This is a genomic window from Pantoea sp. NPDC088449 (assembly GCF_044753225.1).
Classification (GTDB): Bacteria; Pseudomonadota; Gammaproteobacteria; order Enterobacterales; family Enterobacteriaceae; genus Pantoea; species Pantoea floridensis.
Genome location: NZ_JBIVMT010000001.1, coordinates 273,703 through 298,758, shown reverse-complemented (window position 1 = coordinate 298,758; position 25,056 = coordinate 273,703). Strand labels below are relative to the sequence as shown.

The window sequence follows — 25,056 nt, the reverse complement described above, 5'->3', positions numbered from 1 at the left end:
GCGTCGCGATGACGTCAGTTCCAGCTAAAGCACCACGCAGCTTTTTACAGGGTGACACCATGGAATCCATCAATCTTATAAAAATCCTCCTCTTTGCGATGATGGGAGGCTATGCCACTTTTCTCGCGAATCGCTCAATCGCGGTGTATCACGACGGTCTGCGTCCGATTATGCCGGAGTTTATCAATGGCAATATGAGCCGCAAAGAGTTGGCGGGTATCTCGTTTGCGATCAGCATCGGCTTCATTACCGGTTTCGCCATGCCCATCACGCTGGCCACCGGGGTGATTGTTATCCATATTGTGTTATTAACCGCCGATATCATCGGCGTATCGTTCAACAACACCAAGCTGGCGGTGCTGCTCGGCACAATTTATGGCGCATTAGTGACCGTAGCGCTGGACGGTATTATCAAAGGCTTTGCCTATTTGCCGGTGAATTTCCTGGACGCGCTGGCGGCGGTGGGCGATCCGATTATCTATGCCTTCGTAGCATTCCCGGCTATTGCCGTTGGTTATCAGTTTGGTAAAAAAGCCGGCCTGATCACCATCATCTTCTCGTTCTTAGGCCGCGTGGTGATTGAACGCATCAATCCGCTGACCGTGGCCGGCAACGAAATATCACTGAGTCCGGAAGGCATTGCGATGCTGGTCGGCATGATCTGCCTGCTTTTCTTTGCCTCTCGTGATAAATCTCGCAGCGAAGAGATTGAGCACAGCATGTTTGATGACAACATCAAACGTATCCGCAAAAACATCTTCTATCTGATGCCGATGGCAGCGCTGATCGCCATCACCGCGCACTATCACTGGCTGGCAGGCGAACCGATTGCCGCCGCACTCGTGGGCAAAGGCAGCATGACTTCGGCAGCGATTGTCGCTATCGTCCAGGCACTTGCCTTTATGCCGTTAATCATTACCACTGCGATGATCAGCGGCGTCTATGGCACCAATGGCTGGTGCGACTGGTTCCTTGGCCTCGGCTATCTGGCGCCTAATCCGCTGGTGGCCGGTATTCTCGGTGCCAGTGCGATGGGCATTGAAGTAAAAAGCCTGAGCCGAATCGGGCGTGCCATGAACCGCTTCCCGGCGTTAAAGATGTCCGGCGATAACATCCGCACGTCTATGACGCAGATTCTGGAGATCGCTCTGCTGGTAGGCGGCGTAAATGCCGGTAATCAGATTTGGGCTGGAACCGGCATGTTTGTGGTGGTCAGCCTCTATATTCTCAATGAAATCAGTGGACGTCCGGTGATGAAGTTAGCGGCAGGCCCGATTGCTGCCATTATCGTCGGTGTGCTGGCCAATATTTTTGCCGTGTTGGGATTGCATATCGTTGCCTGATTGAGCGCTGAAGCGACGTGCTCAGGCACGTCGCTTTGTCGTTCAAGCGAACCATCTTTCCTAAAAACATTACATTCCGCGTCAGGCGTTCTATAGTTCAGTCGCCATATCTACTGACGAGACTATGTAATGCGTATTAAAGGACTTAATTTAGGCTTCTTTATCGTAATTTTGGCGATTGTCACTTTCGCCTTTTTTGATGTGCTAACACCTTATTTCTCTGCCATTTTCTGGGCCGCAATTCTGGCGGTCATTTTCCATCCGTTGAAGACACTGTTACGAAACAAAATGGGCGATCGTAATGGTTTAGCCTCGTTCGCGACGCTGCTGATTATCTGCCTGATTGTGTTTACACCGTTGGCGCTAATCACTTCATCGATGGTGGTAGAGGTCAATACGGTTTACACCAAGCTGCAAAATAACTCCGCGCAATTCCCGGCGGTGTTTGCCGATCTGCTGCAGCATCTGCCCTCCTGGGCGCGCAACTATCTCGCCGAAAACAATCTGAACAATGCGCAGGAAATTCAGCAGAAGCTCTCAGGTTTTGCGCTGAAAGGCGGTCAATACATGGCGGGCAGCGTATTCCTTATTGGTAAAGGCACATTTACCTTTACCGTTGGTTTCGGCGTGATGCTTTATCTGCTGTTTTTCCTGCTGAAAGACGGCGCCTGGCTGGTGAATTTAATGCTGGAAGCGCTGCCGCTCTCTACCTACGTGAAACATCACCTGATGATGAAATTCGCGGCAGTATCGCGTGCCACGGTAAAAGGCACGGTGGTCGTTGCGGTCGTGCAAGGGGTGCTTGGCGGCATCGCCTTCTGGATCACCGGCATTGATGGCAGTTTGTTGTGGGGAACCTTGATGGCGTTTCTGTCGCTGATCCCGGCGGTGGGTTCGGCGATTGTTTGGGTACCGGCGACCATCTTCTTTTTCGCCACCAGCGCGATATGGAAAGCGCTGTTCCTGATTGGCTTCTTCGTGGTGGTCGTTGGCCTGGTGGATAACATTCTGCGTCCGCTACTGGTAGGCAAAGACACCAAAATGCCTGACTACCTCATCCTGATCTCCACGCTAGGTGGCATGGAAGTTTACGGCATTAACGGCTTTGTGATTGGTCCGCTGATTGCCGCGCTGTTCATTGCCTGCTGGAATCTGCTTTCCGGTCGCGATAACCGTGAGAATTCCGAAGAGATTGACGAAGAGTTTATCGAAGAGGGAAAAACTCGCGAGTAAGCGTTGAGCGTGGCTACCTTCATCGGTAGCCACGTTGGTGCATGAGAATATCTGTCAGCCATTTGTTATCATCGCTGCATCGAGTACAGCCTGCGACGAAACGAGAAAATTATGTCCATGGATTCCCCCCTGCCGCGTGCAAATCAGGTCCTGTCCGTGTTCGATTTTGACGGCACGTTGACCATCCACGATAGCTTCATCCCCTTTCTACGCTTCAGTTTTGGCAAGCGCGTATTTGCACGTAAATTGACGAAACTGATGCTGCCAACCCTGCGCTGTATGCGAAAAAAGCTCACGCGTGACGAATTAAAAGAAGTGTTGATTAAGACATTTTTAACCGGGGTTGAGGAGCAGTGGCTACGCCAGCAGGCACAACGTTTCTGCGAAGCAAACTGGCATAAATTGATGCGCCCAGCTGGATTGCTGGCGGTTGCTGCGGAGGTTAATGCCAGCGCGGAAGTGACCATCTGCTCAGCCTCACCGGCGATGGTGCTCGCCCCTTTCGCAGAACGTTTGGGCATCAATCTTATCGGTACCCAATTAGAGGTCGTTGACGGCATTCTTACCGGAAAGATAACCGGCCATAACTGCCGCTGTGGACAAAAGGTCAAGCGGCTGGAGCATGTTTATGGCCCGCTGCATAACTATCACCTGCGCGCCTGGGGCGACACACGCGGTGATTTTGAATTATTGGCCGCTGCACAAGATCCACACTGGCGCCATTTCCACCCAACGTGGAAAAAACGCCGTATGCCATTGGAAAAACTGCGCATGCTGCGGCTTGATCCTTAGCGACGCAGGCGTCGTCAGAAGAGTTTCAGTGACCTGCTTTTCCCTCGGGTTTAGCCGGGAACATGACGCTAAGCACAATTCCCACCGCAAGCACGCCCAGTACGACAAACAGGCTGGCGTTGGCAGAGAGACTATAACCGTGGTGCCAGAGATGATCGCTGGCGTTGAGCCCCAGTTTCACCGCAATGAAAAACAGCAGCACGATAACGGCTTTTTCAAGATGAACCAGATACTGCTTCAAGGCTTCGAGCACAAAGTAGAGGGTGCGCAAGCCAAGAATGGCGAACATCATGGCGCTGTAGACGATCAGCGGTTCGCGACTAACCGCGATGATGGCAGGAACGGAATCGAAGGCGAACATCACATCAGAGAGCTCAACTACCGCCACACACAGCATTAACGGCGTGGCATACAGTGCCGCTTTCTTCCCGCGTCCAATCACCACGTCGTGGTTTTCTGGCTTTTGCAACTCAGCATCGATTGTTTTTTGATGAAGCAGAAAAGCGTTGCCGTGCATTTTAGGCCAGATGGGAAAGAAGCGCTTAACCAGGCGGTAGGCCAAATGCTGTGAGTAATCCTCGATCTCATCACTGTCGCCGCCGCTTTTTAGCATCATCACCGCCGTCCAGGCAACAATCACTGCAAACACAAGCTCGACGTAGGGGCCAAGACTTAGCAATCCGGTACCAATCGCAACAAAGATGCCACGAAAAACAATCGCACCAATAACGCCCCAATAGAGCACGCGATGACGATAGCGATCCGGTATGGCGAACCAGGAGAAAATCGCCATCATCACGAACAGATTATCGACCGATAGCACTTTCTCCAGCGCGTAGCCGGTTATAAACAGGCTGGCAACTTCGGCACCGTGATGAAGATAGAGGAAAGCGGCGAAGGTCATGGCGACAATCACCCAAAATACAGACCATAATGCCGCGCTCTTCAGCGTAATGGGCTTGTCGTTACGATGCATGAACAGGTCGATAAAAATAGCCCCAACGGACAGTGCGAGAAAAACAATCACTGTCTCTGGTGGGAATCCAATGTGCGTAGATACCATGAGTAACCCTTAGAAGACCAAAAACTTATCGGCCAAATTCTACAGGATAAAAGCCAAGAGTAATGGCAATTTCACGCAGCGCATTTTGCCGCGTGTGATAGCAAAAATCAGCACTGCGAAAATGATCCGCCGCTCATGATAGCGGAAGGAAACGCTAATGGCCTCGCTGATATTCGTGCAGAAGCCGAAAGCTTGCTGTGAAGTGAGAGCGTTACTTTTTTGAATTAATTAATCCAACCAAAAACTCGCGGAGCACCTTAAAAACATGGCGGTGAATTATAGTAACTTTCAGTGAAACTCAGGAGTCATTTAAATAACTCGTCGTGAATTTTAAAAAGCTCGGGATCTGAATTGATACCCAATTTCTTCATGCCAGCCTGCTTATGCCCGCTGATGGTTTTGCGGCTTCGCTTTAATTTTTTTGCAATTTCCAGTACGGTCATGCCGTTCAGAAAACAGTAAATAACCTCAGCTTCGCGTGGGGTCAGGAGTAAATTCAGACGCTCACGCATCGGTAGCGAGGGCTTATCGTCGTTTGTTAGCCCAGCGGCGCGCCGTTTACAACCCGACAGTTGTGATAATTCTACGTCAAGATCAGTGGGAATGTAGAGCTTATTTGCAGCAAGCGTTCGTATCGCTTCGAAAAAATTGGCACTCTCCTCTCGCTTGTTAATGTACCCCCTAACACCAAGCTGAAAAGCCGCACGGATAAGCGCCAGTGTTTCCACAGAAGAAGCCATCAGAATGCGCATATCCGGGTAATGGGCAAGAATCTTACGGATCAGAGAAAGGCCATCCAATTCGCCTTCATTCAAAATATAGTCAAGCACCAGAACATCTGGCTTTTCAACCAAAAGTGAATTCATTAATTCGCTGCTGCTGCTGAAACAGCCCAGCACTACGATATCTGGATGCTGACATGCCATATATTCGAACGAATAACGTATCATCGGATGATCATCCAAGAGAATGACAGAAATCTTGGTGGGTATAATGGAGTATTTCATTGGTTTCACACACATCAGCTTCTGTAATGCGTTCAGATGATACCGATAACCCTGATAATCCGTGCTCATCCTATGCTTATGCATTTGTAAGTAATGACTTACACTTTTCAGCAGATAATGTAAACAAGACTAACCTTGGAGGTTTATTCATCAATAATAGGCAAAATAATAAATACAAATTCGCTTAAAAAGTAATGCCTGCATCCTAAACATGAAATTCATTGCACCGATAATCTCTTTGTTGCTACTTTTTCTTCCTTTTATGCTCATTGCAACTCCTCAAACGCTGCAGCTATTACCTCGCATGAAAGTCGATCCCCCTATAGTGGAATTTTCTCCCAAGGTGAGCACCTGGCTGAAAATACATCCGGTAATTAATGTCGGCGTGTGGGGAATGTCGCCTCCTCCGCTCAGTTTTGGTATCGAACGTGGCGTACTGACTGGAATAGATGCGGATTATCTGCAGGTCCTGGAAAATGCGCTGAAAGTCCATTTTCGTCTGCAGTACTATGAAGACAAAGAGCAGGCGTTGGCGGCATTAAGTAAAGGGGCAATTACTCTGCTGGCAGTGTGGAATCCGGCAATTAATAATTGGCAGGATGTGAGATCATCATTGCCATGGTTATACGATTACAATGTTCTAATAACCGCTGCTAATAATGAGTTGAACTCGCAAACGTTAAAAGAGGATATTCTGGCAAAGCTTGATAACGTCGCCGTTGTGCCTCAGGATTTGCCCGTGAGTTCGCCATTCCCCTTTAAAAATGATCATCACGTTGCTAACGATGTCCTTCCCGGCCAAACCAGCAGCTTGCTGATTAATCCTGCTCCAGCCCATATTCTGACCCGAAATCAGCAGGCCGATCATATTTGGCTAGTGCCCCATCCTCTGCAGAGTGACACTAATTTTAGCTTTGGCGTGAATAAGGCTTCACCCGAACTATTGGCTGCAATTAATGAAGTTTTGCAGCACTTACCGGCCGCTAGCCGCTTACGTATTGCACAGGGCTGGGGACTGGGCGATATCCCATCACCTATTCCCAGCCAGCTTGGGCTAACGAAACCCATGCAAGATTGGCTGCAATCCCATCCAAAAATGATCGTCATCGTCGATTCACGCCGTGCCCCCTTTAACTACGTGAATGCTCATGGGCAACCCGATGGTTTGGCCATCGGTATATTACGGTTTTTTACTGAGCACTACGGCCTGAAGTTTGACTACAAAATCGTACATAGCGATCGTGAAAAGACCAGGCTAATAAAGCGCCATCCTGAAGCCATTATTGCCGGTGAGCTTACCCTTCCCGATTACCAGGATACGGCGACATTATCACCGCAACACAGTACGCCATGGTTAATGACACCCGCTGTATTGTTGATGAAAACGGATATTATGCGCCCCAGTTCATTGCACGACCTGAGTGGTGAACATATTGCATTGCCGCATTACAGTCCTTTGCGCCCCTGGCTTGAGACCTGGTTTCCACTGCTGCAATTAGAATTGAGCGATAGCACAGCACAGGCAATGGCCTGGCTAGAAGAGGGCAAGGTAAGGGGCGTCATTACCAATCAATTTACCGCACACTATTATCGCTACCGCCAGCATGGCGAGCGCTTTTCACTGGTACTGCCAATCAGAGCGCTAAATGCCAGCTTTGCCGTTGCAGACAGTGATTCTATGGTTCTTTCTATTCTCGATCTTGCGCTGCAGCAAACCCCGCCAATCACTTTTCTTGAGATGGCACAGCGCTGGCGCAACGTATCACGACCGTTAAATGACGATTCAAACTGGTCTCCCTCGTTTGGCTTATTGCAAATCATTTTTAGCGCGGTGCTGCTGACAGCGCTGGCGGCAGCGCTATGGATCGGTTATCTGCGCCAAAGACTGCGCGAACTAGTCAGGAATTTGCACGGCCGGCAAACCTTGATTGAACAGTTGCAGTCCGCGCGCGAAGAGAATGTGAAAATCGTCAAATCTCACGGTGTATTTATGAAGAGTATGGGCCACGAGGTGCGAACACCGCTAAATTCACTGTTGGGTTTGTTGGAAGTAGAGCTGACAAGATATCAGGATAAAGGCCAGCATAATGAAAATCTGCAGGCTGCTTATGAGTCGGCCTGTTCGCTACAAATGCTAACCAGTGATGTATTCGATATTTTCCGCGCCGAAAATGATGATTTCGAACCTGCCCCGCGTGTTGTCAACCTGCCCTCGCTGGTTAACAGCACGGTTGCACTTTATCGCCAGCAAGCCGAAGAAAAGGGGCTGAAAATCAGTACCGATGTTGAAACCAGCACGCCGCTGGTTGAGTGCGATCCATTGCTGGTAATACGTATGCTCTCCAGTCTGCTGCGTAATGCCATCAAACATACAACACAGGGCGAAATAAAAGTGTTGCTGTGTCAGCTGACAGAACCGGTTGAGGGGCGAGTTTGTATGGTGCTGGAAGTGGGAGATCAGGGAAACGGTCAGCCCGAACATTTCACCCTCACCCACTCACCGGCCACTTCCGAGCAGGTAGCAGCGTGGGCTGAGTCGGGCTTTAGTCTTGCCGACTGTCAGCTTCTGGCGCAGAGCGCAGGTGCAACGCTCAGTATCGATCGTAATGATCAAGGTGGGACACTCGTCTCATTACAATTTTGTGCTGCTTCAGTCAGCCTAACCTCCTCTCAACCGTTGGTATTGCCGGCTAAGCCAGGCCTGATCTTGATTGTGGATGACTACCCTCCCGCCTGCATGCTTCTAAGGCAGCAGTTGAATAAGTTGGGATATAGCGTGCTGGCCGCCAGCAATGGCCGTGATGGGCTAGCGCTGTGGCAGCAGCATCGTCAAAAAATAAAGGCGGTTATCACCGATTGTACAATGCCAGAAATGGATGGTTTCACGCTAACTCAGGCGATTCGCCAGCGGGAGAGTGAAAGCACACGCTTACCTTTAGCCATATTTGGACTGACAGCCATGAGCCTGCAAGATGCTGAGCAAGCCTGCCTGGCCGCAGGCATGAATGCCTGTCTCACCAAACCCATTTCAGTAGAACAGATTAAGTCGTTATTAACACCACTATCCGAGGGGCTTGTCGATGCCACGACTTATTAAAATCGCACTTCATTTTTTAATATTGCAAGGAGGTCTCACCGATGAAAATAATCATTTATGATGGTCACCCACTGATGCGTGATGGACTCAAACGATTGATCACCGATCGGGGAGATGTGGTGGTAACGGCTACCTCCGACGCGGATCAATTGCTTGCCGCCGCGTGTTCAGGCGAAGCTGATTTATTGTTGATCGACCCGGTCACGCTGCCTGCAACCGTGCTGGATAACCTGCGCCAACCGGGTGAGCGAGAAGACTATCTACGCTGCTTGGTTTACACCGCTTCGGAAAGTGCAGCCTATCTCCTGCGCGGTGCAAGCGTTGCACTCCAGGGATGCCTGAGTAAAAAGTACTGCGCAGAAGCGCTGAACGAAGCGCTGGATGGATTGGCGAAAGGAAAATTGGTTTCATTGCCCCTCTCCTCGCTACAACCAGATAACAGCGATCGCAGACGTGCGGATAAGCGTTTACTGAATGGACTGACGCGACGTGAGCTACAAATACTGCGTCAATTAGGTGCCGGAAAATCAAATAAAATGATTGCTGAAGAGATGGAACTGAGTAATAAAACTATCAGTACCTACAAACGCAATATAATGCATAAGATGAAAACCAGTAATTTCAGTGAGCTTATTGATTTTGCCCGACGCAATGGCTTTTAATCTTCCGCATAATGACGCCAACATTCTTACTCAGAAATGGTTAAAGATGCTGGCATTATTAAAAAAGCTATTTTAAAGATGTTCCTCTGAAACATCTGCCAATTTCTTCGCACTGTGTAAGCGAGTCAAATAATGTTCGAGGCGAATTATCAAGTCCCTGAGCATTGAATCCAGCATTTCACTATTTAAAGATTCATTACGACAATCAGCTTCAAGTTGCAAACACGCCTCCGCCAGGGCGTTTTGTCGAGCAATTCGCACACTACCGGTAATGCGGTGCGCCAGGTCAGCTATTTTGAACTTATCTTTCGGCAGCCTCAACCGCTTCATCTTAGTGAGATCTTCCTGCAGCGTGGTGACCATCAATTCAATCATGGTCGCTTCCATTTCTCGATCTGCTTTTTGCATTTCAACCTCTTTGGATTCCTGTATCAACGGCGGAAGTTCATCCCCCGACTGATGCAGATGCAGTGCGCGCGTCAGGCTGGTAATTGAGCAGGGTTTAAACAAACAACTGTCCATACCCGCTTCCAGACAGCGCTGCATCACTTCATGCATGGCACTGGCAGTAAAACCAATAATCCACGCACGTTTCCGGTTTAGTTCCTCTTCTGATTCACGCAAAATTCGCGTCAGTTGATAACCGTTCAAATTAGGCATGTTGCAATCGGTGATGATGATATCGAAAGTCTGCTTTTGCCATAGGTCCAGCGCTTGATAACCGTCTTCCGCGACCTCTGCCTCTTGGCCTAACCAGCTTAATTGACGAGCCAGTAACAACCGATTTGCAGCATTATCATCAACCACCAATATTCGCATCGCCGGCAGTTTCTTTTCCTGCTCACACTCAACTTCTTCTTCAATAGTGCTGTTTTCTTCACGCACGCGTGGCAGCGTCATGGTCGCACTGGCGCAGGTCCCCGCCCCTTTATCAGAACTGAGCGTAAGGGTTCCCCCCATATTTTCACAAATACTGCGACTGATATAGAGCCCAAGCCCAGTCCCGGAACGACGATTTTCAGCCTGACTGAACGGACGGAATAGATTTAATTGCTGGACCGGATCAATGCCAATTCCGCTATCCTGAACCTCGATGCGATAGTGCACCATATCGGTAGCTTCATCATGTGTCTGGTGGAGCGTTAGCGTCACGCCACCTAAATCAGTGAATTTAATCGCATTGCTTAATAGATTGGATAGTACTTGCTTAATACGCAGCGGATCCACCATTACGCGGATAAGGGGTTCTGAGGGGAAATGCTTGGTAAGGCTGATATTTTTATCCAGAGCCAGCCCCTGAAATACCTTCATCAAATTGTCTATCAATTTTCCCAGATGCACGGGTTCCGGATGATATTCCAGATGTCCGCCTTCAATACGCGACAGATCGAGAATATCACCAATCAAACCCACCAGACTTTCGGCCGATTCATACGCAACCTCTAACGCCTGTAAATCATGTTCGTCACGGCGACCCTTTTTGAGCGCCATATCCAGCATGCCAATAATCGCGTTCATCGGCGTGCGGATTTCATGGCTCATGGTAGAGAGAAACACGGACTTGGCGCGATTTGAATCTTCTGCTCGCTGTTTAGCTTCGCGAAGTTCTGCGAACAGAGCCTCACGTTCAGAGATATCAAGCCATCCTCCGATAATACCGATCACCTCCCCCTTACTATTGTGATAGGGCTGGATCCACTGATAAACAGTGATGCCAATGGAGCTATTCGGGTTATCCCACAAGTCGTAACGGCGATCTTCGAATATCGGCTTATTACTCGCAATCACCTCCATCATTTGATGATGATAAAAGGCGGCTTGTTCAGTCGTACGTAAGCCCGGATGTTCTTTGATGGTTTTTCCCAGCGCTTCTTCATAGGCCACGCCGGTTTCAATCAGATAGCGCTCATTACAGTAGGTCAGGCGTCCTTCCCGATCACGTAACGACACCGGAAAAGGCATGCTGGTCACGAGGCTCTCCAGTTGCCCCAGCTGATCATTCAACTGGCGACGGAGCGCCGCTTTGCGGCGTATCACAAGGCGTAAATAGTAAGCCCAGCTCGCCAGCAAAATCATCATGATGCCGCCCCCAATGGCACAGGTAAAAATCACAGGGCGAAAGCGTGTCCATGTGGTGTCCACAACCACCAGATCGCTGGGGCGCCAGCGGTTGGCCATATTTTCCAGTTCAACGGGAGGAATGGACAGCAGAACCTTGTTAAGCACATCGCGTAGCTCCGGGTCAGCCCGGCCAATAGCAAAAGCCAGCCACACAGGATGATCGTGAAGCGTGCCAACGATTTTTAGCTTGGAGCCGTAAGTCGTTTTAATCTGGTACTCTGCCATTGAAAGAACATTGGTCGCAGCATCCGCTTTTCCGTCCAGAACACTTTGCAGCATCTCCTGCCCGTTCTCGAGCTCCAGAATGTTGATTTCTGGATAACGCTTACGCAGCATATCCTCTACCGCCGACCCTTCGAGAATAGCCAGCGTTTTACCGCGTAAATCTGGCAAGGCGCGAATGTCATTTCGATCGCCACGGACGACCAGCGCATAAGGAGTACGCAAATAAGGGCGGGTGAGCAAAATTTGCTTATCCCGCTTAACGCTACTTGAAAGCGTGGTGATCATATCGACAGCTGAGGTATTGACCAGTTTCATCATTTCACTGGTGGTATCGACGGCTTCGAAACTAAAACGCATACCGGTTTGAACGCCCACGACCGTAAGCAAATCGCCTACCATGCCACGTAAAATACCGTTGCCATCAATAAATGAGATCGGGGCTGTCATATTGCCGCTGTAAAGCGCAACTTTGACGATAGGGTGCGCTTTCATCCATGCTCGCTCAGCGAGAGTAAACTGCAGCGGCTGGTTCCAGTAATCAAAGCTGCTTAAATCAGGGCGCCACTGTCGCAGCAGCTCAAGAGATTCATATTCCGAGACGCTATCAAGCGCTTTGTTCATTAAAGCCAGCAGCTGAGGGTTACGACGACTCAGGGCAAAACTGATTTCTTTGGTGGGAATAGAGTTAAAACGGGTGATATTCAAATCACTCAGTAAATTACGATTGAGAGCATACCGATTCCCAAGAAATGCTCTGGCTTGACCGAAATTTACGGCATTAAGCGCATCCTGAAAATTATCGTAGAGACGGAAATTGGCCTTCGGATAGAAACCTTGTACCTCTTCAAGTGGCAAATAATCACGCACCATCGCGACACTAACGCCGGCCAGATCGTCTGGCAATGGCAGCCCGTCTACCCGCTCAATGGCCAGGATCGGCTTTTCAGTGGCATAAGGCTTCGTCAGCACAAAATTACCGTGGCTATTAAAGAGGCTAACTGAAGGAAGAAAATCAATTTTTCCTTCAGCTAGCGCATTCCATGCCTGCTCTCTGGTTTCAAACATCTCGACCCGCAATGGCAGACCCAATTGGTGCTCTACAATGGCGGCATAATCAGCACTCAATCCTTCGTATTCGCCTATCGGATTACTCATACCAAACGGCGGAAGATCGTAACGAAAGATGCCCATCACCAACTGCTGTTTGTGCAATAGCCAGGCCTGTTCAGTAGTTGAAAAACTAAGCGGCTTCAGCTCCTGCAGGGGGGCACGCGCGAGTAACTTATAATCATGTGCTGCCAGCGGCATGCTGGACAAGAGGAGCAAGAAGGCGAAGAGTAGGCAAAAGGTACGCATTTGTCCGTCGTTTACAGCAATTCATTACGTCGGGCAAAATCAATCAATTCAATCAGCGTCTGCGCATTCAGCTTCTGCTTCAGGCGATGCTTATAGGTACTAATGGTCTTTTCACTGAGTAACAACTGGTCACCAATCTGCTTATTACCCAAGCCTTTAGCAATAAGGATCAGCACGCTGAGCTCACGATCGGAGAGATCGCCCAAGAGTTTATTATCATCGCCAGCACCTGCTGGTAAAAGTGGCGAGTACTGGTCATAACGAGGAAAATAGCTGTAGCCACGCATGACGACGCGAATAGCGTCAGTGAGCTCACTAAGATCATCTGTTTTTGTTACAAAACCATCGGCTCCAGCTTGTTGGCAGCGCTGAGCAAAATGCGCACTAGCCTGTGAGGTCAACACCAGAATCTTGAGCGGCAGCGCAAGTGAGCGCAAACGTTCCAAAACTTGCAGCCCATCTATTTTAGGTAAGCCAATATCCAGCAGCACTAAGTCAGGTGAGAGGTCGCGTGTTTTTTGTACAGCATCCACGCCGTTATCGGTCTCACCAACCACAATCATCTCGGTACGCTCCAGTAGCATTTTCACTGCGAACCGAATCACAGGATGATCGTCAACGATGATCACTTTTTTCATTTTCGTCAGATGTCCTGGAAAATAGGGTTAAAAATCACGAACGTAACGCCGTACAGAGGCTGGCTAAGATAGCGGTTCAATACAGATGAATCTGTAGGAGATTGCTTATCCTGTTGCCAGTCAGTACGACTCGCCATTACATAGCGACGTAAATTACGGGGCTTTTTAATCCCAAGGTAAAAAAATAAACCCCAAGACCTTTCGCAACTTTTTCGGATAAAAATCGGCAATTAAACGGACATAACTAAAGCCACTCCAGGGTTATCTGCATTAGCTAAATCACTGTTTAGAAAAAGTATCTGTGAATGCCGATGGCAATTAAGCGGTAGCCTTGTGTGAGGAGGGTAAAATCCATGCTTTCCTAAACGTTCGATCACTTGATTCGCTAAGCGCTTGCACACTAACGTTATACTTTGCCGCTCATAATCGCTCTTTGCGCCAATGATTTTTTCAACAAATATATTACTGATTTGCAGAAGACTGTTTGAGATTACCGCTTTTCGAGCACAGAACAACGGATATGCCACAGGCAGTAACCATGGAGATGAACGGCGGAATTATTGTTTTAAAACAATTATTTAATTTTTACGAGACGTTATTTCCCGCCAGTAAATTAGCGCTACATTTTTTGGAAAATTACTATGTGGATAATAAAAGCCCCGATGGAGAGCCGGGGCAAGAGGTAAATCGTTCTTTTTTATATTTATAGGCTTGTAGTTATCACCGGGATGGTAATTTTTGCTACGTGATACAAGGTACGGTATTTTTTATAAAAATAATGTCAGCAAATGACGGTAGCTGTGTCAGAAAATACTCACTCCTGCTTTATTCTTTTTCTTCTTCAATCCTTTTCTTGCTGAAAATAAAGCGTTCAGCTTGCTGTTTTTCGTACTCCCAGTCGTGCATTGATAAACCAGCGAATTCAAAGCCAATCATATGGACATCGGGACCGGCAATAGGTAACTGAAGATAATGATTGAGAATATAAAGTAAGGTATATCCTGAGGAGGCCATTTTATCCCCTGAAACATAGGGGATAAAATCCGTACAGAAAACAGCGTCGAAGGGATCCAGGAATTTTACATCATCGACATTCACAAAATCATAATAATCAGAGAGAGCGAAGTATCGAAGGCGACCTTCTTCTCTATTCAGAGGGCTATAATGACCATGAAAAAGAGGTTGTGCGGAGAACTGACGACGAATAACCACCGTGTCTCCAGTATGTTGCGCCACTATTTCATGTTTAAAATAATTAAATACAATAAGCAGGTCCTGAGAACCGGTAACAATGTGTTCAGAACGTACCTTTGAAGAGTTAGCGATAACAAATATATTCTTATATTTTGGCACTACCTCCATCCAATCAAAGAAGTAATTTATTTTATCCATAACACTTTTGCATTTAACAGGAGGTATGTTTTCTATGGTTTCTAATCTCATTATTTACCCCCCTTCCTTTAGACCAACTGTAAGTTAATGCTTTCCGTTTCAACTTCATAGCGAGCCCCTAAGCTTAAATCAAAAGGATGCGGCGACCATGCCACCAGTGCATGAATATTGAAACTGATTATCCCCTGCTTAATGGGAGAGCGACGCTCCCCATTCAGACTGACAATAATACTTTCCGGAATGAGCCGGGGTTCAAAACGAATCAAAGCATCACGTATTAGATACTCGAGTCTCGTCCAGTTATGCGTATTGGTATAACTTCCTACTTGAGGTGACACGCCGTAGTTAATGACCGAACGTGCAACTTCACTATGTTTTGCGGGCTCGAGCTGAGGCTCAATATTTGCATTATTTAAAATTTCACTAATATTTTGCAGAATCAGTGTTTTCATCATCCGCTGATCGAAGTGAAATTTATCCCATGGCTCATCCACTCTTTTTGGCTCGTCATCGAGTAAACGCTCAAGCAGACAGGGTAAAAAGGGCTTTTTCTCTTTCATAAGATGACTGCCATATTAAATGCTAATTTCGCCCGCTTCAAACAGTGAGCATTCACCACTACTGCTTACCCACATTTTACGGCCCTGCCCGATATAACGGTCGCTTTCGCTTTCCTGCCATTCCGTGCGAGAGCCAGTCAGTAAACTCACGTCACTTTCACTGTTAAGTGGATAGCGCGAAGGGATATAACCCTTATGCGTTTGACCTTTTACCACCACTGTAGCTGGAGCCCAGATCAGATCGGTTAGGCTGGTAGGCTTCTCAACGTTGAGCACTTCAATGTCAGAGAACGGTACCCAGCGATAGCCGCCAGCAAAGATGAACTCACACACTGGGCCCAGGCGGTCGTCACCATCGGCAATCCAATCAAATGTTTCTAATCCTTCACTTTTTCCTGACATGGCGGTAGCCGCTGCCAGCGCTCGGTGACGATACTCCTCACCCTTCGTGGCTTCTCCCTCGTGATAAAAGGCATTCGCTTTATTCAGCAGCTCACACCATTCAGGTAATGCATCCCCCAGATTGCCGGCCTCGCGTTGTCCTGCTAACACTAACTGACGCAAACGTTCACTGAGAATAAGATTTTTAAAAAGTTCACACTGGCGTTGAGTATCGTCATCGGTCTTCTCTACGATATCAAGCTGGCGTAGTGCGCGATCCCAATCAGCCTGTAAGCAATAAAGTTTGAACAGCCTCATGCGTAAATCACTGCTAGCTGGCTGTGATTTGACAGCAGCGACAGCCTGAGCAATGGCCTGAGGCAAACTATCAATGCCGGTAAATTCGTTATTAGTGTTCAGATTAATTTTCATTTCTCTTCCTGATTATTTTTACAAGTGGCTATCCAGCCCCATTTTATAAAGTTCGCGATACAGTAATTCTGAAACGACACGTTTTTCAATCTGCTTAAGATGTTCTGGTGCAATTTCTCGCAGTAGCTCAATCTTAATATCCTGCTCAGTTTCAAAAATATCATCGTGATCAATCATTAACTCTCTAAATACCCGCTCCATCATGACTTCTGCTTCGACGACACATTCGGAAACGGTCTTATTCTTAAGGCATTCGTTCACATTTAAGTTATCACTTAAACGCTCGCGCTTTGAATAGACATTCTTTTTCTCAACATCTCGCGGCGTGTGATGTTGCTCGCCCCATAAGAGATAATGCTTATATTCTTGCGTTAATGATTTTAGAGGATCAATTTCTTCAGCGTGATGGCTCTCTTGCTTTGCATCATCACCATAGGGCGTGTAATGGCCGCCGTGGTTGATCAGTAACTCTAGCTCAGGAAGATCCCCCTCAGCCGGTAATAGGCTATTTGCCAGTTCATCTGCAGGTGGAGCAATGACCTTAAGCAGGTAATGCCCAATCTGTATTAGCATCCCTCCTCGTAGCAGGCGAGTTGTACCGTTTTCAAATGGCTGCCCGTCTATAAGGCAAACATAGTCATGGGCTTCAACACATAACATCAGTTGCTGCTGCTGAAGCCAGAAAATAACCTGATCTTCTTGTTCAACAGCTTGATCATTAAAGCCGCCTGTCGACGGGCTAAACCATACAGGGCTATCACGTTGATGGTGTTCATCTAACGTAATATCATTATGCAGCTCCGGCCAGATGATCTGAATCTGCATGTTAACCGCCGATCAAGACATTGCCTGAGCCACTCACAATCGTTGCTCCACAGGCTGTTGAGTCACTAATACGAGCCGCAGGTTGATTATTGATAAATACCGTACCAGACCCCGAAGCGACGACTGTTGAACCATCAATGCTACACACCGCATTACTTATTCCGACAGCTGCAGCCGGCAAGCTATTTATCATCACATTCCCTGAACCACTAATAATGCTACCACCATGACTTATTGAGTCACTTATCCGAGCTGCTGGTTTCATTTCACTATTCCTTTATTTAGCGCTCTATAAATGGGGGGAGAGTTCTCCCCCCAAGGTTTATCTACCTAACCAGTCCCATTACGGCTCTGGCGTCTGCGAATCCGTCGGCGTCGGCGTTGGGGTTGGCATCGGCGTGTCCGTCGGCGGCGGCGTGTCTGTCGGCGGCGGCGTGTCCGTCGGCGGCGGCGTGTCCGTCGGCGGCGGCGTGTCCGTCGGCGGCGGCGTATCCGTCGGCGGCGGCGTATCCGTCGGCGGCGGCGTGTCCGTCGGCGGCGGCGTGTCCGTCGGCGGCGGCGTGTCCGTCGGCGGCGGCGTGTCCGTCGGCGGCGGCGTATCCGTCGGCTTCGGCGTGTCCGTCGGCGGCGGCGTGTCCGTCGGCGGCGGCGTGTCCGTCGGCGGCGGCGTGTCCGTCGGCTTCGGCGTGTCCGTCGGCTTCGGCGTGTCCGTCGGCTTCGGCGTGTCCGTCGGCTTCGGCGTGTCCGTCGGCTTCGGCGTATCTGTCGGCTTCGGCGTATCCGTCGGCTTCGGCGTATCCGTCGGCTTCGGCGTATCCGTCGGCGGCGGCGTGTCCGTTGGCGGCGGCGTAATCGGCGGCCGCGTAATCGGCGGCTCTGTGATCGGCGGCTGCGTAATCGGCGGCTGCGTGATTGGTGGATCAATGATTGGCGGTGGTACCGGCGGATCAATAACAGGCGGCCATACAGGCAAGACTGGCAGTGGAATAGGTAAAGCCATGCCACCCATGATTGCTTTCGGTGACATCAGCCCGCCTACACCTTTAAGCCCTGCTAATGCGCTCAGCCCTAATCCACCGCCAACGGCACCGGCGGCGGCGGCAATGCCTGCACCGGCACAACCCGCCCCATCACCTGGGTTAATCTGAACGATGCCCCCTTCAATGACCACGCGCGATTTACCAATAATTTTGACGGTATCGCCCGACAGTATCAGCTCACCTAACGTACCCACGCTGACTATTGCACCACCAAACAGCGTGGCGGCGCCCCCAACGGAGGTCATCTGCGCACCACCGACGTTAATCAACTGCGCACCGCCAACGTTGGTCAGGATCGCCCCGCCTACGTTGGTATTAATGGCTCCGCCTACGTTGGTGATGATGGCGCCTTTTACATAATTTTTGACTGTGCAGGCGACGTTCTTTTCAACTGACCCGGTGATGTTGGTGATAACGGTGCCACCAATGTTGGTGTTAACGGCACCGCCAACATTGGTATTGTGCGCACCGCCAATATCCGTCTTAACTGCGCCGGCAACACTCGTTTTATGCATTCCTCCCACAATCATGTTGTAGCCAGAACCAATTTCCATGCTTGCCTGGCTGCCGATTAATTTGGAGTAACTGCCCCCCACATTTTTGCTGTAATCGGCCCCAACGATGATGTCGCGATTAGCACCCACCTCGAGGTTGTAATTGGAACCGATAGCATAAGTAGCATTCGCACCTACGTTCTTGGTGTAATCCGTTCCCACCACCAGAGTGCGATTCTTACCGACGCTAATATCAGAATTAACACCGATGGTTTGCGTTTCATCATTCTTGGTCAGGCGATCCATGTCGCGTTCCGCCTGTTCCCAGTACAATTCCTGGCCAGGCTTATCTTCGAAACGCACACCGTTGTAATTACTTTTACCACCACCAATAGTGCGGCTGATAAGCCCACTTTGTGTAGCATTTACCGGAAGATCCCAGGGCGGCATGGTGACGTTGTTATACAAGCTACCGGTGATCATTGGACGATCGGGATCGCCATTGATAAAGTCCACCACCACTTCATGACCGACGCGTGGAATATAAATACCACCGAAGCTATTACCTGCCCACGCCTGGCTAACGCGCAACCAGCAAGAGTCAGATTCACGGTTAATGCCGTAACGATCCCAGGTAAAACGCACTTTTACCCGGCCATATTCGTCGGTCCAGACTTCTTCACCTGGCGGTCCCACTACAATCGCGTTTTGCGGACCATAAGTACGTGGCTTTGGAACTATCTGGGGATGACGATAGATTTTTGTCGTCGGCTGCACGGTAAATTTGCAGTGAATACTGAACATATCTTTATTGGTGACTTCGTTGATCTCCTGGATGTCCAGTTCACTGGAGATCACCATATATTCGCGGTTGACTTTGTTGACCGGATAACCGACCAGCTCAAAATGCGTTCCGCAAACAATCCCTCTTAGCTCGCCACTCCCGACCGCGCGTGAGCCCTTTGATCCACGCTCTTCGGTACGAATACGCGCTAACTGCTCACCAATAGCAGGTTGCTCGTAATCACCAGGCCAGTGGAATACCTCCATCTCATTGAAGCTGGTTTTTCTTGCTTTGACATCAATGGAAAGGATATCGGCGCGCGACTTAGTGAAGTCATAATCGTTGGTTACCCAGCGACCGCTGGTTAACATCTCCTGATGTTCAAATACAGAGATATACTCGGCATCGGCTTTAGGATTTTCAGGCTGATAATCAATAACATGGTAAGCTTCACTTGGGCTGGCTTTGTGTGCACCAACGTGATCCACCAGGATCAACTTATGCTTTTGGTCCTGATGTTCGTAGAACCAATAGATCCCCCACTCTTCCATCAGACGCTCAATAAAATTGAAGTCTGTCTCGCCATACTGGACCTGATAGTCCATCGTCGGATAACTGGTTGTCAGCCGCTTCTCATAAGAGAAGTGGTAGTCAGCCAGCACCTCATCGATAATATCGACCACTGATTTTTGTTGGAAAATTTTGTAGTCAGTGGTTAACGTGGTCAGCCATAGCCAGGGGCGGATAACAATCTCGAAAAGTGCCTGATTGGCATCGCGCCCTTTAAAGCGCGCTTTTTCAACCAATCCTGAAATCTCGCGTTGACCGCGTCCAATCCCGATGAGGTGATCGAGACCGTTTCCATCCAGTTCGATGAAGACGGTCATCTCTTTGCCAATTAACGCCTTGATATCCACATTCGAGGCAGATTGCCATGGAATAAGCGGATTTGCGGGCGTTTTTACCAGCAAGGTATAGCTGTATAAAGTGGAGAAGGTTTCTTCCCCCTTTATTCTATTCAGTACCAGAGCAGGTTCACCCAGTAACATGGGCATCGCTGGACTGCTTAGTGTTATCGTCCTAGACATAGTCATTCCTGATATCAGAAAAGTAACGTTGAGCGCGTTGCACTCAGGTCACCGGGTTAACAACTGCTTTCCGTTGTGATTCAATTATTTTTCCATGCCTGTTCTGCCTCCAGAGCCAGAGAAACTCTGAATCCGAAACGCACTCAGGCCAACTCCTCCATGGCATGACATCAACACATCGTTTCCCTTCCAGCTCAAAATCCGCATCGCATCGCATGTCACTGAGGCGGGTATGAATGTGTGAAAGCTGTGCTGAATTCGATAGTTTTGACCGCCAGCCGGAAGACAAACTCGATGCCACCAAATCACGGCAATCTGCCTCTATTTGTTCGCAAATATGGCGAGGGTTGTCATGTTGCGCTAGCGTGGACAGCGAGCGCATCATCCAAAACGGTAGACTGTCTTCTATTGCCAACAGCCGCACCATCTCTGAGGCCCGAAGCAATATACAAACGCCATGTGGCGTTTCAGTGTTGTCATCGAATACAAGGGCACCGGTCAGATAATGATCCGCCGATATGCCATCTGCAGACATAACAAAGCACCATGGGTAACGACACAGTTCTGGTTGCGTTAATAACGAAGGTTCTGCAGGAGCAAGCGTCGAAATTAAAGAGGCAACTTCTGCCTTAACCCGCTGCATCTCTCCTTTTTTGCGTTGACTCTTTTCCCCGGAAAGTTCAGGCAAAAAACTCAGCAAATGCGCATGCTGCTTGCTGCGTTTCATCCACATATTTCCTCCCTTATCATCCCGGGCAGCGGAATCCGCGCAACATGCCCTGCAGATTCTGATTGCCATTACCCAGCCCACCAATTTCCAGCTCTACTGGCTTGCCACCCAGTGACCAGCGATAAATTCGACTGTCTGCACCCTGGCTCGTTACGCGTTCGGCGCTGTCCAGCCAATGCATAACCGACCATGCACCGTGGAATGTCAGATCTGGCAGTGCCGATGATGGGAGCCTCTGGCCGGTCATCGTAACGGAAGAGGTCAATCCACCTGATGGCCAGTGAAACGCCATCGGCATGACCGGGCCATGTGAGTAACGCAGCGTCTCTCCGCCAACGCTCAGCATCAGTTGCGCTATGTCCGGAGAGAGGTAGTGCACGCGGGTAGACAAATTCAATGACACTTTGCGTCCATCCGCGTCAAAGAATGCATCACGGACGGCGGCAGCTTGCTGGAAGAAGGAGAGTCCTTCACCGCCGCCATTGCCTTTATAGCGCCATGGGTAAGTTGATGTATCAACCTTGTCGGCCATGTTCTGTTTGAACCAGCTATCAACCACACCATCCACTGCAAAGAAGCGCTCAAAATCATTGAGTGATACCTCTTGCTGGCTTTTAGCAAAGGGATAGCGTCCTTGCAGCGTTTTACGACAAACCTGGCCAATGCCATTATCAATGGCTGTAACACTCAGTTTTACAATGCTCTTTTGGATGCTTTCATTGGATCGTCCCAGCAGAGGCATCAAAATCCCCTTCACTGGCTCAGGCCACGTCCGCGATTCCGCCGCCAGGCGGGAACTATCCATTCCCATAACCGGGATGTCACCCTCATCAAGCGCACTGCTGTAAACCACATAGCGGGTATACTGATCGGTGAGCAGATTCATCAGCCGGTTAAGCCCAACGGTTTGGTTCGGGTTATATCCCGTGCCGTCTTGATCGCCTTTCACGAAAAGTCGTAGTGAACTGAACGGAAAATCAACATATTGATGAATAAGCCGTTGTTCACGGAAATCGACACTGTCTTTTAATCGCGTAGCTTGCTGTACCAGTCGGCCGGTTCTCAGCTCAGTCTGTAAAGCTGTTTGCAGCGTTTTATCCTTGGTTTCCGCCAGAGTCGTCTCACTGACGGCACGTTCCAGCAAACCGCGCAGTGGCGAATTATCTGCGACCAGAGTTCTTAACAGCGATACATCCATACTGAGATTCTGCTGTCCCCCCATCGGTATCAGACGAATACTCGAGAGGAATTGCTGCCACTGATGCGCATATTCCTGCAGATAAAGAATCAGTACCTCATCACGCAGCGTGAGAGGATTTACCACGCGCCCCGTCTTTCCCAGTACCCAACTATCCTCACGCTGTAAGCCGATCAACGACGTAGCGAGCTGCTTCTTTACCAGGTTTCGCCACCCGTCACGGGTGAAAATGCCGGGTACACCCTCAGGCTGATTTTCGATAGCATTTTGCTTAAAAATCATCGGCGCCTGAGGGTCAACCATCGCCTGCAGGGTGACACTTGGCGGTGCTACCAGCTGCAGTTTCTGCTTTAAATGCTGCCAAATTCTGGTGGTTTGCGGGATCTGCACCAGCATATCCCTGGCGCGCTTAACCAGCGGTTGATCGATTGGCGATGATTTTTCTCGCCATCCTTTCGAGGAGAAAAGAGCATTCAGATGACTGTCAAACGTCTCCTGTTCACCATAAGCATCGATCATGCCTGAGGCTTTCCATTGCTGGTTGATCTGGGCAATCAGGAAGCCGGCATCGGCATCTCCCTCACCATTCAGCATGAGGTAAAGTTTCAGCGCATCCCACGCAGCAAGTGGATCATTATCGACTACGGCTTTGTTCAGAGAGATGGCTGCCTGCAACTGCAATTTTGGCAGCAACGCATTCTGTAAAAAGAAGGTGTAGAGTTTGTCCGCACGACGTTCAACGGTGGCAGGTGTGTAAAGACCATAGCGCCAGTTCAGCGGAGGATTACTGATATCCAGCCCCAAATACTGCTTCAATGCCAACGTGCTATACAGGACGCCCGGTAACAGCTGCTGTTCAGGATGATCAACATATTCAACAACTTTTTCAGTCAGTTGAGTCGTACGAACACCAATAGTCGCCAGATAATCGTCATTCAGGTGGAAACTGGTAACAATTCCCCATATCAGCCAGACAGCGAGCATCGTTGCCGCAAGATGGCCTGCGAAGTTCTGCAAGCGATCGCGCGTACGCATGCGCAGGCTGGAACTGACTAAATCACGATCGGCACTGATCACATCACTGAAAAGCTGACGCAGGAAGTAATGTTTTCCCCAGGGAGAGTTATCGATAACTCCGCCCTCTGCTTGTTGAAGACCATATGATGCTGCTGTTTCAGGATATTGATGTTCCACAACATTACGCCAGCGCTGAACAACCGTGTTGTTGTTGAGCAACCCCTTTTCGGCTGGCTGACAGCTACTCATAAAGTAGATGCCACGCAATGTGGTATTGAACTGTGTTTCGTCATAGCGCGATGACAGGAAAATATGCTGCAGCATTTCGGTCACGCCCTGCGCTAATAAACGAAAATCCTGCGGTACGGCATACATCTGTTTGCGATCGGTGACGTCATATTCTTCCAGCTGACGCTGGCAAAGCGTACTACCAAGACGGCTTTCCAACTGAGCCAGCGTTTCGCTGATCTGCTTACCCAGTTCGGCTCCGCTGTCGTGTGATTGACGTTCAAAGGGAAGCGTTACACCAAGAACCTGTTCACGCTCAATCGCTGTGAGATTACGGAAATAGGCGCTAAAACCGGTCAACATATCCATTCGGGTGATATTGACGTATACCGGAAAACGTAATCCCAGAGTTTCTCGCGCCTCGCTGAGCCTTGAGCGTAATGCCGCGGCGATACCGAGGCGCTCAGACTGAGTACGGTGCAAAATATCTTCAACCGAGAGCGTCACAACCACGCCATGAATACTGTGTTTAGGACGGTACTTTTTCAATGCGCCTAAGATGCCACGCCACTCCTGCTGAACATGCTCTGCTTCCTGCAGATATTTACCTGAGGTGTCCAGGAAAAGCGCGTCATTGGTGTAAAGGCACTCAATATTATCGGTAGAAGGATTTTCACGGTCCTGACGATTCAGCTGTTCTGGCAATGGGAAATCGAGTCCCGATGAGAACAGCATGGTGGTTTTACCGGCGTTTTTAGGTCCAATTATCATGAACCACGGTAACCGTGTTTTACTGTCGCTGAAGCTGAAAAAACGGCGCCACAATGGCAAGGCACGATGAACACGCTGGGTATGTTTCACACCCGCTGCAATGATCTGCGTGATAGCGCTCATGTCTGGTTTAGCTTCTACCGCAGCTGACCTTTTACTCATCAGTGAGTTAAGTAACGCCGGGTTTACAGCCAGCGCCTGCAACAGCCGCCAAAGTCCATACAGCCCCGTCAATACCAGCAGCACAGCAATGACTGCACCGCGGTTTATATTGCTTTTGAGCGGATAGTTTTCCCCAATCATGATATGGGGACCCAGAGTCCAAACCATCGCCATCGCAAAGAGCGAGAGATCTAAAAACAGTGGCAGACGATTCCAGCGCAGAAGCAGCATCACAAACAGCATCACCAACATAATGATGCGGTTTTCAGCACCCGCCCAAGGGGTAGCCTCACCAAAACCAAACCAGGGGCCGAGGTACCAAACCGCCGCCGCCAGCACGCAATAAACAGCGATCAGAGAAAAGCGTCTTAATCCTGTTCCTGAGAAAATTCGATTAAACACTGACATGTTTCATCC

The 25,056-nt window shown here is 49.3% G+C and carries 18 protein-coding genes; 6 read left to right on the top strand and 12 right to left on the bottom strand.

Annotation, left to right across the window (positions count from 1 at the left end; translation table 11 throughout):
• Positions 1 to 8 precede the first annotated feature (8 nt).
• The 3 genes from ACIP6T_RS01390 (at position 9) to ACIP6T_RS01380 (ending at position 3,368) form a co-directional block, all read left to right on the top strand.
• Positions 9 to 1,343: a YhfT family protein gene (locus ACIP6T_RS01390; RefSeq protein ID WP_320204456.1), complete on the top strand. Its 1,335-nt coding sequence runs from the start codon at positions 9 to 11 to the stop codon at positions 1,341 to 1,343.
• Between the two features lie 129 nt (positions 1,344 to 1,472).
• On the top strand, positions 1,473 to 2,576 hold the full coding sequence (locus ACIP6T_RS01385; RefSeq protein WP_097094617.1) for an AI-2E family transporter: 1,104 nt from the start codon (positions 1,473 to 1,475) through the stop codon (positions 2,574 to 2,576).
• 111 nt (positions 2,577 to 2,687) lie between these two features.
• A complete protein-coding gene (locus ACIP6T_RS01380) occupies positions 2,688 to 3,368 on the top strand; it encodes an HAD family hydrolase (RefSeq protein WP_400454988.1) in 681 nt (226 codons plus the stop codon).
• A gap of 25 nt (positions 3,369 to 3,393) precedes the next feature.
• Here ACIP6T_RS01380 and ACIP6T_RS01375 read toward each other — a convergent pair whose 3' ends face one another.
• Together ACIP6T_RS01375 and ACIP6T_RS01370 are read right to left on the bottom strand one after the other, a co-directional pair.
• Positions 3,394 to 4,431 carry a TerC/Alx family metal homeostasis membrane protein gene (locus tag ACIP6T_RS01375; protein ID WP_400454986.1) on the bottom strand — a complete coding sequence of 346 codons (1,038 nt, stop codon included), beginning with the start codon at positions 4,429 to 4,431 and terminating at the stop codon, positions 3,394 to 3,396.
• Positions 4,432 to 4,736: 305 nt separating this feature from the next.
• Complete coding sequence (locus ACIP6T_RS01370) at positions 4,737 to 5,507, bottom strand: response regulator transcription factor (RefSeq protein ID WP_320204457.1); 771 nt, start codon at positions 5,505 to 5,507, stop codon at positions 4,737 to 4,739.
• A gap of 142 nt (positions 5,508 to 5,649) precedes the next feature.
• Between ACIP6T_RS01370 and ACIP6T_RS01365 the strand changes: the two genes are divergently transcribed.
• Together ACIP6T_RS01365 and ACIP6T_RS01360 are read left to right on the top strand one after the other, a co-directional pair.
• Positions 5,650 to 8,535, top strand: coding sequence for a response regulator (locus ACIP6T_RS01365; protein WP_400454983.1), 2,886 nt, complete (start codon positions 5,650 to 5,652; stop codon positions 8,533 to 8,535).
• Between the two features lie 41 nt (positions 8,536 to 8,576).
• The gene (locus tag ACIP6T_RS01360) at positions 8,577 to 9,197 is read left to right on the top strand and encodes a response regulator transcription factor (protein ID WP_097094621.1); all 621 of its coding nucleotides are present in this window, start codon (positions 8,577 to 8,579) and stop codon (positions 9,195 to 9,197) included.
• A 72-nt stretch (positions 9,198 to 9,269) separates the two neighbouring features.
• Here the strand turns inward: ACIP6T_RS01360 and ACIP6T_RS01355 are convergent, their stop codons facing one another.
• Both ACIP6T_RS01355 and ACIP6T_RS01350 read right to left on the bottom strand, forming a co-directional pair.
• The gene (locus ACIP6T_RS01355; RefSeq protein WP_400454980.1) at positions 9,270 to 12,899 is read right to left on the bottom strand and encodes an ATP-binding protein; all 3,630 of its coding nucleotides are present in this window, start codon (positions 12,897 to 12,899) and stop codon (positions 9,270 to 9,272) included.
• Positions 12,900 to 12,910: 11 nt separating this feature from the next.
• Positions 12,911 to 13,537 carry a response regulator transcription factor gene (locus tag ACIP6T_RS01350; RefSeq protein ID WP_097094623.1) on the bottom strand — a complete coding sequence of 209 codons (627 nt, stop codon included), beginning with the start codon at positions 13,535 to 13,537 and terminating at the stop codon, positions 12,911 to 12,913.
• A 538-nt stretch (positions 13,538 to 14,075) separates the two neighbouring features.
• Between ACIP6T_RS01350 and ACIP6T_RS01345 the strand changes: the two genes are divergently transcribed.
• Positions 14,076 to 14,246, top strand: a complete 171-nt coding sequence (locus ACIP6T_RS01345; protein WP_400454978.1) for a hypothetical protein — start codon at positions 14,076 to 14,078, stop codon at positions 14,244 to 14,246.
• 116 nt (positions 14,247 to 14,362) lie between these two features.
• Here the strand turns inward: ACIP6T_RS01345 and ACIP6T_RS01340 are convergent, their stop codons facing one another.
• From ACIP6T_RS01340 to tssM, 8 genes are all read right to left on the bottom strand, one after another.
• Positions 14,363 to 14,980, bottom strand: a complete 618-nt coding sequence (locus ACIP6T_RS01340) for a hypothetical protein (RefSeq protein WP_400454975.1) — start codon at positions 14,978 to 14,980, stop codon at positions 14,363 to 14,365.
• A gap of 17 nt (positions 14,981 to 14,997) precedes the next feature.
• A complete protein-coding gene (locus ACIP6T_RS01335; protein WP_097094625.1) occupies positions 14,998 to 15,489 on the bottom strand; it encodes a type VI secretion system baseplate subunit TssE in 492 nt (163 codons plus the stop codon).
• A gap of 15 nt (positions 15,490 to 15,504) precedes the next feature.
• Positions 15,505 to 16,302 carry a type VI secretion system accessory protein TagJ gene (locus ACIP6T_RS01330; protein WP_400454972.1) on the bottom strand — a complete coding sequence of 266 codons (798 nt, stop codon included), beginning with the start codon at positions 16,300 to 16,302 and terminating at the stop codon, positions 15,505 to 15,507.
• A gap of 18 nt (positions 16,303 to 16,320) precedes the next feature.
• The gene (locus tag ACIP6T_RS01325) at positions 16,321 to 17,127 is read right to left on the bottom strand and encodes a TagK domain-containing protein (RefSeq protein WP_097094627.1); all 807 of its coding nucleotides are present in this window, start codon (positions 17,125 to 17,127) and stop codon (positions 16,321 to 16,323) included.
• A 1-nt stretch (position 17,128) separates the two neighbouring features.
• A complete protein-coding gene (locus tag ACIP6T_RS01320) occupies positions 17,129 to 17,392 on the bottom strand; it encodes a PAAR domain-containing protein (RefSeq protein WP_097094628.1) in 264 nt (87 codons plus the stop codon).
• 78 nt (positions 17,393 to 17,470) lie between these two features.
• On the bottom strand, positions 17,471 to 20,500 hold the full coding sequence (locus ACIP6T_RS01315) for a type VI secretion system Vgr family protein (protein WP_400456999.1): 3,030 nt from the start codon (positions 20,498 to 20,500) through the stop codon (positions 17,471 to 17,473).
• A gap of 76 nt (positions 20,501 to 20,576) precedes the next feature.
• Positions 20,577 to 21,260, bottom strand: coding sequence for a hypothetical protein (locus ACIP6T_RS01310; protein WP_400454970.1), 684 nt, complete (start codon positions 21,258 to 21,260; stop codon positions 20,577 to 20,579).
• A 19-nt stretch (positions 21,261 to 21,279) separates the two neighbouring features.
• Positions 21,280 to 25,047 carry a type VI secretion system membrane subunit TssM gene (gene tssM / locus ACIP6T_RS01305; protein WP_097094630.1) on the bottom strand — a complete coding sequence of 1,256 codons (3,768 nt, stop codon included), beginning with the start codon at positions 25,045 to 25,047 and terminating at the stop codon, positions 21,280 to 21,282.
• Positions 25,048 to 25,056 lie beyond the last annotated feature (9 nt).

Coding starts and splice junctions, on each gene's coding strand:
- ACIP6T_RS01390 (WP_320204456.1), top strand. CDS start 9: ATGACGTCAGTTCCAGCTAAAGCACCACGCAGCTTTTTACAGGGTGAC.
- ACIP6T_RS01385 (WP_097094617.1), top strand. CDS start 1,473: ATGCGTATTAAAGGACTTAATTTAGGCTTCTTTATCGTAATTTTGGCG.
- ACIP6T_RS01380 (WP_400454988.1), top strand. CDS start 2,688: ATGTCCATGGATTCCCCCCTGCCGCGTGCAAATCAGGTCCTGTCCGTG.
- ACIP6T_RS01375 (WP_400454986.1), bottom strand. CDS start 4,431: ATGGTATCTACGCACATTGGATTCCCACCAGAGACAGTGATTGTTTTT.
- ACIP6T_RS01370 (WP_320204457.1), bottom strand. CDS start 5,507: ATGAGCACGGATTATCAGGGTTATCGGTATCATCTGAACGCATTACAG.
- ACIP6T_RS01365 (WP_400454983.1), top strand. CDS start 5,650: ATGAAATTCATTGCACCGATAATCTCTTTGTTGCTACTTTTTCTTCCT.
- ACIP6T_RS01360 (WP_097094621.1), top strand. CDS start 8,577: ATGAAAATAATCATTTATGATGGTCACCCACTGATGCGTGATGGACTC.
- ACIP6T_RS01355 (WP_400454980.1), bottom strand. CDS start 12,899: ATGCGTACCTTTTGCCTACTCTTCGCCTTCTTGCTCCTCTTGTCCAGC.
- ACIP6T_RS01350 (WP_097094623.1), bottom strand. CDS start 13,537: ATGAAAAAAGTGATCATCGTTGACGATCATCCTGTGATTCGGTTCGCA.
- ACIP6T_RS01345 (WP_400454978.1), top strand. CDS start 14,076: ATGGAGATGAACGGCGGAATTATTGTTTTAAAACAATTATTTAATTTT.
- ACIP6T_RS01340 (WP_400454975.1), bottom strand. CDS start 14,980: ATGAGATTAGAAACCATAGAAAACATACCTCCTGTTAAATGCAAAAGT.
- ACIP6T_RS01335 (WP_097094625.1), bottom strand. CDS start 15,489: ATGAAAGAGAAAAAGCCCTTTTTACCCTGTCTGCTTGAGCGTTTACTC.
- ACIP6T_RS01330 (WP_400454972.1), bottom strand. CDS start 16,302: ATGAAAATTAATCTGAACACTAATAACGAATTTACCGGCATTGATAGT.
- ACIP6T_RS01325 (WP_097094627.1), bottom strand. CDS start 17,127: ATGCAGATTCAGATCATCTGGCCGGAGCTGCATAATGATATTACGTTA.
- ACIP6T_RS01320 (WP_097094628.1), bottom strand. CDS start 17,392: ATGAAACCAGCAGCTCGGATAAGTGACTCAATAAGTCATGGTGGTAGC.
- ACIP6T_RS01315 (WP_400456999.1), bottom strand. CDS start 20,500: ATGCCCATGTTACTGGGTGAACCTGCTCTGGTACTGAATAGAATAAAG.
- ACIP6T_RS01310 (WP_400454970.1), bottom strand. CDS start 21,260: ATGAAACGCAGCAAGCAGCATGCGCATTTGCTGAGTTTTTTGCCTGAA.
- tssM (WP_097094630.1), bottom strand. CDS start 25,047: ATGTCAGTGTTTAATCGAATTTTCTCAGGAACAGGATTAAGACGCTTT.